Raw genomic sequence first — 12055 nt, forward strand, 5'->3', positions numbered from 1 at the left:
GCTGCCTATCTTTTTTTACCACAAGTTGCCTCAATCCTTACTAGCTATGGGTTTGGGGTGGGTTGTCACCCCCCCAGTTAAACTTGTACTGTTTTTAAATTATGAACAGTGACAGATCTGTTATGAAGTATACAAAATGAGCCGTTACTGGCAATTCTCGCGGAGGAGCGATCGCCCCCAATGAATTCAGGAAACAGATTCACCGCCACACAGCACAAAATATCTGGATTCGCAAGCTGCGAGTCTTCGTTGGCCCGGAGATCACAAAGCTGCCTTAATTAACACAAATAAGGGATTTGCAAGAAAATCCAAAAAATATTTCCTTGAGAAACAAGAATAAAAACTTGCTCGCTTATTGTAGCCCCGGTAACAACACGTATGCCTGAAGTTATAGTCCACAGCCAAGTCTACGGGACGATCTAAATCAATAGGGTGATGTGGCGGTGTCCGGGTGTTAAGAGGGGCGATCGAAGAGGAATGTTCCCGGAGCGATCGCTTCCCAATCGGGGAGTGTAAAACCTAGGAAGGCAAGGAGTTGGAGACTATGCTGAACTTTTTGAGTTCAGGAAAGTAGCGTTAGCACTAAACTCTGCCGTATTGTGGAAATCGAGCCAAATTTGTAACAGTTCTTAACTATAAATAATTCTGCTAAAACTGCTAGCATAGTGACACTTTTGCTAGCAAAAACAGATAAAGTAAATAAAGTTGGCTAGCTCTAGACGCCCGATCCCCATCCTGGGGATGTTGAATCAATTTGATTCATACCAAGTGGTTTTAGAGTTACAATCGGAAGCAAAGCATCGCTATTTAACTGAGTTCTTTACTTACTTTTACTTTCAGCTATGAACGTGGATTTTATCAAAGCCCAAGTCAGGTTGCTACAGGGTGCAAGTTCATCGGAGCGAGAAACCCTTATGAAAAACATCGGTGTCTGTGCTGGCGTGATCCGACCGGGAGAGTACGTTACTCCACAACGGAAGCACGCTATCACTCTCTGGCTGCAAACAAATGCGGTTCGCCTCCGGCTTCCCCAACTTCCTCTGGACTTATCAGGTCAAAAGCCTTAACCCGGAAGTAATCAAGAGGTAGCGACAGAATCAAAGAAATTAGTCAATCTTACCTAAAAGTGCGTTTTTATTGAGCTGTACAGGATCAATGAAACACGATTAAGATTGAAAAAATGTTTGTAGGGAAAGTTGGGCTCGAAAACACGCCTGTGGACAAGAAGCGGCCGACCGCCTTGGTAGAAACAGGAAGTGAACGTCAAACCTGCTCTCAAAGTAGATTTGAGTAAGTTTCACAGAAGGGATTATTGTGCACAACTATAACCTGGGTTATTTGCTTTTAGATTTGAGATTCACGATTTAGCTCGTACTGGATAAATTTGCTATTTGTGGATCGCCTGAAAAATTATCCTATTCAATAGGTATAACTAATTACAGGGGCAGTCATTGAACTGCCCTTACTTTTGACTCCCGATGCGAAACTGCTGCAAGTTACAATAAACGCATCTACTTGCAGATAGAGTTTAGGTGAACTTTCATGTAAGCAGCAGCGGCTCTATATTATTTGGTATGTTCGAGACAAGGGGAGAGGGGGAGAGGATTGGACGAGCTTTAATAGGGAATTAATATCATCAAACAGAAGGAGTTATAGCAATCCTTGCAGGAGTCGTAGCAAGATGTAGGGATAGTGCCTTTCTTTGCCTACCCTGGCCTCATGGAGGCAACCACGGGGGGTTTGCCCCTACAAGAATGACACAAAGGATTTAGGATGGCTATATTACAATTCACTTGCTTTCTAATATATTTTTCCACAACAATACTGTGAGCAAAAAACAAAAATTTCCTTATTTAGTGGGTTCCCGATGGACTTCACACCAAAAAACTTGGGGGTGGCGACACTTTCAAGTGGTCAACCGAAAAAACGAAGGTAAATGGGTATTTGCAGAAATGGTGGCGGCTTGCGATCCAAATGTGCGTTTTTGGCTGAACGCCGCACAGCTCAAAGACCGATCGCTCTGGCAAGCTGGATGGCAGTCTACGCAAGAATTAGAGGAACTAGAAACTGCAGACTAAAAGACAGGGCTCTGGGGTAGAGTGAGGGGAACTTCCGCCGCCTGCTGCTATCGTTCCGATCCAAACCAATAGGGAGTGAGACTTTCCCGGTTTTGAAAAATATTTTACCAAGACATTGGTGGGAAAAATCATAAGTATGTAACAAAACATTAAGTACGGCGATCGCAACTCAATTTAATGCGTTTTGTAGGGTAGTTTCCTTTTTTCCTCTAGGGCGTGTCCTAAATTAAGCTAAATGACAGAACCGGCCAGATAAATTGCACCTAAAAAGTTTGCAGCGCGTTTGTCGTAGCGCGTTGCGATCGCTCGGTACTGCTTGAGATTGACTAAGGTCGATCGTCCCATATTTCCAGCGGCACAGGGCGCAACCTTCCCGCGACTTCTACACTCGGCCAATTCGGATCAAAAGTCAAATTTTCCAACGTTCCATCGCTGTGAATTAAAAACGTATCCTCAATTTTTGCTCCCGACAAACTCGGATTCCAAGCCACAGCCATATTTTCTGCCAAAATATCTGAAGTAGCCGGATTCGCCACAATTTCCCGCGCCAAATATCCGGTAGTTCCGCCTTGATGGTGTTCCGCAATTGCTTGAGGATATCCGTGCTCTTCGTAAGCCGTTTTAAGGGTATCATAAACCGCATTCAGCGTTACTCCCTGCCGGCAAAAATTTAGCGCTGCTGCTTCAATTTCTCTGACTTGTCGGTGCAACTCTGAATGCTTTTCGCCAAGAAAATCGAAACAGACAAATCTAGTTAAATTTGCATACAAACCCCATCCCCTCGCGCAAAATACTAACATTGCTTGTCGTCCAATTTGTTCGGGGGTTGCTGTGGCGTGGCGGTACAGCGGCAAACGCCTTTCTCCAGCAACTAATGTCAGGGCTGGATGCAAACCTCTCGCCCACAATGCCTCTGCACCGGCTCCCGCTAGCTGATATTCTGTCCATGTGGGTTTGGCGGCAGAAAGTACCTCTGTCATCGCTTCGCTGGCTAGACGCCCGACTCGTCGGTATCGCTCTAATTCGCTTGACATCATTGTCTGTTTGCGGGATTGTAAAGATGCGATTATTGGCATTTCTTGGGAAGTTGGCCGATCGCTCATCACGTTACCGCCACCAGTAATTTCTTTGACAAAAGCTTCGCGCTGTGCAACGTCTGCCCAAGGATAGATGTGCATTTTAAAGTTGGCTGGCAATTCCTCGTCTTGCAAGCGTTGAGCTTCGATTTCATCGGTGAGAACCCAAGCGTTTTCGGCGGTAATTAATATTTCTGCAACTCCGGTTTCTGCGGTTAGCAATACTGTATGGGAACCGCCGGCTGTGGCCCAGGCAAACCAGTCCGTGCCTCGCAAGCGAAGGGCGATCGCTTTTGTTTCGGTTAAGGCTTTGCGGATGAATTCGAGTTTGCTGTCAACTTCTGGGTTTAATGAGTTTATCATCTGCTTTCTTGCATCTAAATTATATTTTTAGGGCGGGCGGGACACCCCACGAAGAAGGAAGAAAATCAATTATTTGAGTCAGCATTTCCTCAAACTAAAATCTAAAATCTAAAATCTAAAATCGATAGATACTGCTTGCAATTCTTTAGCTTTTTCTTCGGGTAAAGCGTCGTTGGCAAACATTCCGGCGGCGAGTTCGGTTCCTGCTAGGTATTTTAATCGATCGCTCGATCGATAGGGCGGATAAAATTGGGCGTGCAAATGCGCTTCTGGATGGGGTTTCCCGTCTGTGGGCCCTTGAAACCAAGCCATCAAATAAGGGAACGGGCGATGCCACAAACCGTCGTATTTGAGGGTGACTGTTTTTAAGGCCTTAGCGAGTGATTGGCGCTGTTTTTCCGTCAAATCGACAAATGTAGCAGCGGGGGCGATCGGGGCAATCCACACTTCGTAAGGGTAGCGAGCACAAGCGGGGACAAAGGCGATCGCCTCTTCGTCTAAATAAATAATTCGCTGGTTGTCGGAAATCTCTTTTTGAATCAAATCTTGCAGCAAACCGCTACCGTTTTTTTGATAGTAAACCGATTGACATTCTAACATCCGCGCGGGCACCGGAGGCACGAACGGATAAGCGTAAATTTGACCGTGGGGATGGTGCAAAGTTACTCCAACTTCGACGCCGCGATTTTCAAAGGGCAAGACGTATTGAATTGCGGGATTGCTGCCAATAACTGAAGTGCGATCTGCCCATACTTCTAACAATAATTCCAAATGAGTTAACTCCAAAGCACCCAAGGAAGCCAGCGGATCTTGAGTAAAAACAACGACTTCGCAAATGCCTTTAGCTGGCAAAGTTTCGACAATATTTGCAGGTGCGTTTTTTGCTTGCAAAGTCAGCGAGGGAAAGCGGTTGTCAAACACTGCTACATCGTAATCTCCCGGCGGCAATTCTGTCGGAAACTTAGGGTTAATTGTAGCTGCCAGCGGGTTGTATTCCGGCGGTGGCATGAAAGTTCTTCCCTGGCGGTGGCTGGCGTATGCTACCCATTCCCCCCGCAAAGGATGCCACCGAAAGTGCGGGTTTGCCTCTACGGGTTCATTGCTGGGACTTACGGCCGCGATACCTTCTGGGATTGGGTAGCGGCTGTACAGTGTGAGTGGGCGGCCGTCTGGTTTTAGCAATTTTTGGGCGTACATTTTTTGTAGGGGCGGGCGATCGCGTTTAATATATGTTAGGAGTATAACTTTGTGCTTTGAGAATCCGCCCCTACCTAAAGTCGCAAATTATGTTAACAAGTTTAGTTTGCAGTACCAAGGTCAGCCGATCGTCTGCTATTGTAGAACGGGCCGGAGAACTCGGATCTGGATTCAATTTAAATGCGTAGCAGCTTACGAACGCAATTCCCCATTACCCAGTATATTTATCGATCAACCATTCGATCGAGCTTTTCCTTAACCAACAAGTCTAACAACGAGCGCAACACAAACAAGCCACCGAATCCCGAAACAGCAAAAGCTGCGATCGCCCCCGTTTGATATCCGCCCACTAGCAGCACTGCACCCGACAAAAAGACAAAACCAGTCAAACAAGCGAAAATTAGAGTTTTCAGGGCTAAATTAATGCGTTTCAAGGCTCTTTCGCTCTCTAGATTTCGCACTCTAATTTGCAGTTCGCCCTCTTCAATTCGCTGCTCCAAACGCTTGAGAAAAACTTGCGATTTGCTCGGCTGCCGTAACTTATATGTAATAAAACTTCGCGCTTGCCTTGCCAATTCTCCGATCGCATTTCCCCGCCCCTTGCTGACAGCAATACTCTTGACAAAAGGCTGAGCAGATGCTAGGAAATTGTAGTCAGGGTCGAGAGTTCTAGCAATGCCGTCGAGAGTCGTTACCGACTTGACAATAAACATCATTTCTGCGGGCAAGCGAAACGGTTGCTGCTCGAACATGATGTAAAGTTCGTTCTTAATTTCATTAAAAGCTTGAAAGTCGATGGGCTTATCAATAAACTTATCCAACAGAAAAGCAATCAACCTGCGTACCGGCATCATGTCCGGCATCGGCTCAACCAAGCCGATCGTAATTAAAGTATTGAGTACCTCGTCAGTATCCTTTCTCATCACAGCAAAAAAAGTCTTGACCATTTGGTCTTTAGCCAGAGACTTCACCTCCGCCATCATCCCAAAATCGTAAAAAATCAAGCTACCATCTTCTGTCACCGCCAAATTTCCAGGATGGGGGTCAGCTTGAAAAAAACCGTCAATTAACAACTGTTTCAAATAACAGCAAATTCCGAGTTGATTGAGTTTCACAATATCGACTCCAATCGCCTCTAAACTAATGCGATCGTCTACTTTAATACCGGGTGCGTATTCTAGAGTTAGCACTTTTTTAGTAGTGTATTGCCAGTAGACTTTCGGGACAATAATCTGAGGATATTCTCGAAAATTATGGCTAAAGCGATCGGAATTTTTACCTTCTTGCACGTAGTCAATTTCTTGATATAAAATCTTAAAAAACTCGTGATAAATAGATTCTAGGTCGTACTTGCGCGTCCCCGGCAAATAGCGATCGCAAAAACGCATCACTTGGCGCACCGCCTTCACATCCAAATCAAATAAACTTTCCAAACCCGGACGCTGCACCTTTACAATCACATCTTCCCCGGTGTGCAGCCTTGCTTTGTGCACCTGTCCCAGACTCGCAGCAGCAATTGGCGACGGATCAAAATCGCGGTACAAAGCATAAATATCCTTGCCTAACTCTGATTCTACAAGAGCGATCGCCTCTTCGGAACTAAACGGAGGAACCCGATCCTGCAACTGTTCGAGTTCCTTCACATACTCAAGTGGCAACAAATCCGCCCGAGTCGAGAGAGACTGGCCGATTTTAATAAAAGTCGGGCCTAAATTCAGCAAAGTATTCACCAACCAATGAGCGCGAATTCTTCTAGTTTGAGGCGAATTATTTTGTAGCAGTGCGTCCCACCACAAAAAAAACATAAACTTTCCCGCCGCTGCAAAAATGTCTATTTGCCGTGCCAGTGGCGAATATTTAGAACGTTGCCAACGCAGGGTTTTAGGTGCAGCTTTTGTGAGCATAATATTGGCGATCGAATTCCATGCACCGTGACATTTTTTAGGGACAATCCAGGACGTAGAAACCCGCTTCTACTAAAAGACGGGTGGCAGGCCTTTGAAACAGTTAAAAAACTCAGTTTCTTGGGTCTATACTGCGTAATATTATCTCCGATTATACAATTATAATTAAGTTCCTAGTAAGTAATACAAGTTTTGATTGATTCATAAATAGAGGACTGTCGTACTCACTACAAACACGCGCTAATTACAGGCCAATAACCCTACAGAATATAAGTCCTGGAGAAAATCAGCAATGGAGAATCGGCAATTTAGATCGGAAACCAGACAAACAAATCAACAATGAGGATGCGATAGCGTTTGCCAAATCCAAATCTCCCTAGAAAGGCAAGTCTTAGTCTGTTCGTTGCCAATTCATAACCACTTTTCCACCAAACTATTATTCTAGATTAGAGAGTTCCGCTGGAAATTGCGGCAGAGTCAGAGTAAAAGATGTACGCCACAACTCGTCAGCTTCGGAACTTTCGGCCCGACAGCTAGATACATCAATAGTACCATTCAAGTGCTGCACTAAAGACTTTACCAGAGCCAGACCCAAACCCGTACCGGCGATAGCTTGGTCAGTAATGCCAGCGCCACGGCGGAACTTGTCAAAGATGTGGGGCAAATCAGCAGCAGAAATGCCGGGCCCGAAATTAGAAATGCTCAGGACAATATAGCCGGCTGCCTCAGACGCCTCCAAAACTACCGCCGTTCCTGAAGCAGAGTATTTTCCAGCATTCGTCAGCAGTTCCAGCAGTACCCGATTGAGAATGTCCGGGTCAGTTTCCCAGCAAGGGGTCAACTTGGGCAAATCCACCTTAAGAGTCAATTGCTTATCCGCCCACTGTTTTTCAAAATCCCCAACTAAATCTTGAAATAAAAGGTTGAGATCGATTTTGATTAGAGAAATCGGGACTTGCTGAGGCTCAAACTGCTTGAGGGCCAGCAAATCGTTAACCAGAGCAGTTTCCTTAGAACACTGCTGTTCTAGAATGTCGAGATACTTAGTCCGACTCGCTGACGGCAGTTCAGCTTGTTTGAGCATCAGAATCGCCAGCTTCATGATTGTTAAAGGGGTACGCAACTCGTGACTCAGAGTGCTGAGAAACTCGTCTTTAATCAGCTTCAATTTCCGCATTTGCTCTAGCTGATTGGCAGATTGTTCGTACAGTTTCCCTTGCAGGTCGAGACTTTGCTGCAACTGAGCGGTTCTGTCGAAGACTACGCTTTGCAATTCCTTAAGCCTTTGAGTTTGGATAATCATCTTGCTCGCTTGAGCGGTGACTGATTCGAGAACTTCTAATTCTTCCGGGTTCCAAGTGCGCGGCTTCGAGTTCTGCAAAACCAAGAAACCCAAAACTGTTTCCTGGCAGCTACCGCCCGTGAGGGGAACCAGCAGCAAGCCGCGAATGCCTTGGAGTTTCAAAATTTCTGTGGCTGCTTCTTGTTCTTTGGCGATTAATTCGCCTGCGTCAACGAGGGCTAGGGGTTTGGGTGCGCTGTGGAATGCTTGGTGGCACAAATTAGATTCTGACAGCCAAAAAGCGGGAGAGTTATTTGGTTTTGAGTTGGGGGTTTTGGATTGGGAATTAGCGGTTTTATATTTGTTCTTTGTTTTGGATGTTGATCTTTTTTTTCCGGCAACGCTTTGTGCTATTGGCTGTTTGTTGGGAACTTTTTTGACAACTGATTCGCCAACTAATTCGACTTTCGCTTTGGGAGTTTGATTGGGGGAGCGAGTTGTAAATAGAGGATCTGTATATTTCAATAGGAGGATTTGGCCTCTATCTACTTCCAGGGTATCGACGGTATTTTCAATAACTTGCTGCAATATTCGATCGACTTCTGAATCTGTGTCGATCGAGGCCGCAACTGACATGAGTAGATTTTTGTATTTAGCTTGTCGCTGTAACTGTTCGTTTAAGCTGGCAATTTCTTGAGTTTTTTGAATGTGAGAAATCGCGCAGCCGATCGCGTCTGATGCTGCTTCAAGGCGCAGCCGATCGGCTACCGACCACTCGTGAGGTTGCGACTTACCAAGAATCATCATGCCATTTACAGCCCCTCCAAATCGCGCAGGTCCGGCCAAAATTGCCCGAAAAGGCAGCGCAGTCACAGGGGAATGGGGCGATGAAGCTGCCGGAATATCAAGATAGTCAGATATGGCGACTATCTCACCGTCTGCTAGGACGTTTGCCCAAGCGGGATGTTCGAGTGATATGCTAGGCGATTTTAAGCTTGTGGTTTGGGGGTTTTCCGGTGTTTGAGTCGAATCTGCAGCACCGGCCACATAGGGGCGATCGCTCCTATGAGGCCAGCAAGCATTTGGATTTACTGCTTTGTGGTCAACCACAGCAGTAAGCAAACAGAAATCTGCCCCCCATGCAACCCCCAAAGTATTGGCTATTTGCAGCAGCAGGAGTTCTCGATCAAAGCTGGTGGCGAGAATTTGGCAAATTTGTCGCCCAAGAAGGGCAGGATCGACCTGGAACTGCATAAGACGATCCAAAAAGTTTTGGACTGATACTGGTTCTGCGATTTGCGGTAAATGCAAAGTGCAAGACTCTGACGGCGATCGGTCGATCGAAGTAAAGTCTTGATTTCCCTGGCGATCGATCATGGCAACCAAGCCTTTATTCTAAGATGTTTGAGCCGGCTCCCGCTGCCAATCTAGAACCTCTCCATAACTGTCGGCTTGACTGTTCTGAGCCTGTTTTCTGTGTTTGTGCAGCCGATCGGCGGGTGACTCGATATGTAAAAATATACCCAGATATGACCGAGTTCTATTTTCCTGTTTTCTACGCTTGGATCTGTACGGGATGAACTTTGCCATCCTTGACCGGATGATAATCAATCCCATTGCCGCTAATTTTGACGGTTATTAGTAGTTTGAAGCTTTTCTAGAGACCGCTTAGTGACACTCATCTTCTCACTGTGTGATGTTTCCTATTTAAGTTTGTGATACTAGCAAATTTTTATTGTGATACAAATCCGCCGATCGAGTAACGCCGATCGCAAAAATTCAAAATCCCCAAATTATCACTCATAACATAGCTGAGAGTTTCCGAGTTTTGACTCAAAAACTCATTTTTCACAACACCTAGAGCAGCATGGCGAACTCTAAGGTTAAATTTATCCGACTGACCTGCTTACTTATTTTGTGCTTCCTGTTGGGCTTTATCGCTATTTTGGCGGTAAAGTGCCGTCCGGTTCTGAGCCGTTGTGTAGCGGGGATGCTTGGAAGGCACGGCCGCCATCAAATCGGAAGCTTGCTGCCACTTAGCAGCTACGAATAACCAATCCTCGCGAGATTGAGCGGTTTTGCCCTCGGTGGCTGCTTGTTCGGCTACTCGCACTGCTTGGGCAAAAGAGTCAACAGCAGAATTAACAGTCTCCTTAGAAATTTTCAAAGCAGGTTTTGCCTCCGAGGGAGGGGCACTGGCAACTGCTTGGGTGCTGGCTTGGGTGCTGTTTGGCACTTGGGAATTAAGTCCTTTGTGAATGGCGGCCGCTGCAGCGAGCAACAGCACGGTCAAGCTGATGCCGCCGACGATACCGCGCTGAAATTGTCGCGGTTGCTGCATCGATCGAGGTATAGCCATTCTCGGCAAAGCCCGCTTGCCTGCGAGAGCTTGGCGTTCGTGATGGTTGCTCAGAGCTAAACGCTTGAACAAATTCGGCTTTCGGAGTTTAATTTCTTGAGACCACAACAGTTGATTTTCGGGATCGCGGCTAATTTCTTCCAGCCACAGCAGTTGGTGTTCTCGGACAAGCCGGCTGTTGATGTTGACTCGGCGAATATTGTGGGGCGAAATGCGTTCCAAAATTTCTCGGACTCGATCGACCAAACTCGACTCTTCGAGCAGTTGGGGCGTTGCAGCTTCGCACAGCAGTTGCAGCACCCCGTCTGCAAACACGGCTCGGGCCCTCACCCCTACCTGTGCCAGTTCGTCATTAAGGATTTGAATAATCGATGCAACCGAGCCTTCGCGAGCTTGTCGAGCAATGTCATCTATTGGATTTGCCATAAAACTATCTTGACGCTTAGCAATTGTTAATTATTAACCCAAAGTCTCGGATCTAATTTTTACTCATACAGGTTATCACTGACACTGCCAGGTTAAAATGAACAGATGCAAATCTTGCATACCGATCCACTTAAAATTATCACCACAGCATCGAGCGAGGCTAACAGGAAATAAACTATGGGTAAAGTAATTAGCGGTCAAATTTTTGTTGTAGACGACAACATCGATACAGATCAAATTATCCCGGCAGAATACCTGACCCTGGTTCCCTCGAAGCCGGACGAGTACGAGAAACTAGGCAGTTACGCTATGATTGGGTTGCCCGATCGCTACGGTAAGTTTATCGAATCCGGTGAACAGAAAACCCGGTATCCGATTATCATAGCGGGCGAAAATTTTGGCTGCGGTTCTTCGCGGGAGCACGCTCCGATCGCTCTGGGAGCCGCTGGCGTCACAGCGGTGGTGGCTTTGTCTTACGCACGCATTTTCTTTCGCAATTGCTCGGCTACTGGCGAATTGTACCCGATCGAATCAGTCGAGCGGCTCTGCGACTTGTTTGTAACCGGCCAAGAAGTGACGATCGACTTTACAGCAGAGGTAATTGTTAACCACACTCTCGATCGAACTTTCTCGCTCAAACCTTTAGGAGAAGTAGGGCCAGTAATAGATGCCGGAGGGTTGTTTGACTACGCGCGCCAAACGGGAATGATTGCGGCTCGCTCTTAACTGTTAAACCCCCTGCAATGTAGGGTGCACGACCGGGCGCACCTTACGAATATCTCCCTGCTCAAACCTCTGCCATGTAGGGTGCGCGGAAATTTTTTCAAATCGACTCAATAAAATTCAATAAAATACGCTGGTGAGGAATGCCAAAAGGTCGCACATCTCCTGACTGCTCAGAAAAGCATTTTCCCGCCCGAATCTGCTGGGGTGTCAACAACTTCATATCCCAACCCTCAAGCAAAACTAAATCCTTGACATCAGCACTAAGTTGTGCATGAAAAACGTGGCGAACGACATCTTTTTCGACATCACAACAGAAAAAAGAAACACTTGCAGGAGCATAGCCAATTTCCTCTGATAATTCCCGCAATACAGCCACTTGGGCAGTTTCTCCCGGTTCCAAGTGTCCACCAAACAAAGCCCAATGTCCGGGATACCTGATATGAGGAATATCGTCTCGCAACTGACAGAGAAACTTGCCATCTTGGTACAGAATCGCGATCGCAACGTGAATTTTAGTCATTTGTTAAAAAGAAGAAAGAAGAAAGAAGGAAGAAGGAATAAATTGCTGTAGATACTGTCTTGACCTGTCAAGGGGTAGCAAGTAAATAATTAGGATCGAAAGGCTTTTGGGACTTTAAAATCCC

General features: G+C 46.2%; 9 protein-coding genes and 1 pseudogene. 3 read left to right on the forward strand and 7 right to left on the reverse strand.

Annotation, left to right across the window (positions count from 1 at the left end):
* Positions 1-842 precede the first annotated feature (842 nt).
* Positions 843-1067, forward strand: coding sequence for a hypothetical protein (locus tag QUB24_RS31945; RefSeq protein ID WP_333042394.1), 225 nt, complete (start codon positions 843-845; stop codon positions 1065-1067).
* 759 nt (positions 1068-1826) lie between these two features.
* Positions 1827-2078, forward strand: coding sequence for a TIGR02450 family Trp-rich protein (locus QUB24_RS31950; protein WP_242725377.1), 252 nt, complete (start codon positions 1827-1829; stop codon positions 2076-2078).
* Between the two features lie 231 nt (positions 2079-2309).
* On the opposite strand, the pseudogene QUB24_RS31955 reads toward QUB24_RS31950, so the two are convergent.
* From QUB24_RS31955 to QUB24_RS31980, 6 genes and pseudogenes are all read right to left on the reverse strand, one after another.
* Positions 2310-2399: pseudogene (locus QUB24_RS31955) on the reverse strand (IS5/IS1182 family transposase); the annotation flags it as partial.
* A 5-nt stretch (positions 2400-2404) separates the two neighbouring features.
* Positions 2405-3517: a M24 family metallopeptidase gene (locus tag QUB24_RS31960; protein ID WP_333157562.1), complete on the reverse strand. Its 1113-nt coding sequence runs from the start codon at positions 3515-3517 to the stop codon at positions 2405-2407.
* 108 nt (positions 3518-3625) lie between these two features.
* Positions 3626-4714, reverse strand: coding sequence for a galactose-1-phosphate uridylyltransferase (gene galT, locus QUB24_RS31965; RefSeq protein ID WP_333157563.1), 1089 nt, complete (start codon positions 4712-4714; stop codon positions 3626-3628).
* Between the two features lie 224 nt (positions 4715-4938).
* Positions 4939-6618: an AarF/ABC1/UbiB kinase family protein gene (locus QUB24_RS31970; protein WP_333157564.1), complete on the reverse strand. Its 1680-nt coding sequence runs from the start codon at positions 6616-6618 to the stop codon at positions 4939-4941.
* Positions 6619-7054: 436 nt separating this feature from the next.
* Positions 7055-9277: an ATP-binding protein gene (locus QUB24_RS31975; protein ID WP_333157565.1), complete on the reverse strand. Its 2223-nt coding sequence runs from the start codon at positions 9275-9277 to the stop codon at positions 7055-7057.
* Between the two features lie 529 nt (positions 9278-9806).
* Positions 9807-10685: a hypothetical protein gene (locus QUB24_RS31980; RefSeq protein WP_333157566.1), complete on the reverse strand. Its 879-nt coding sequence runs from the start codon at positions 10683-10685 to the stop codon at positions 9807-9809.
* A gap of 177 nt (positions 10686-10862) precedes the next feature.
* Between QUB24_RS31980 and QUB24_RS31985 the strand changes: the two genes are divergently transcribed.
* Positions 10863-11411: a LeuD/DmdB family oxidoreductase small subunit gene (locus QUB24_RS31985; protein ID WP_333042404.1), complete on the forward strand. Its 549-nt coding sequence runs from the start codon at positions 10863-10865 to the stop codon at positions 11409-11411.
* Between the two features lie 97 nt (positions 11412-11508).
* On the opposite strand, the gene QUB24_RS31990 is transcribed toward QUB24_RS31985, so the two are convergent.
* A complete protein-coding gene (locus tag QUB24_RS31990; RefSeq protein WP_333157567.1) occupies positions 11509-11931 on the reverse strand; it encodes an NUDIX hydrolase in 423 nt (140 codons plus the stop codon).
* Positions 11932-12055 lie beyond the last annotated feature (124 nt).

Source organism: Microcoleus sp. B9-D4 (assembly GCF_036705105.1).
Classification (GTDB): domain Bacteria; phylum Cyanobacteriota; class Cyanobacteriia; order Cyanobacteriales; family Microcoleaceae; genus Microcoleus.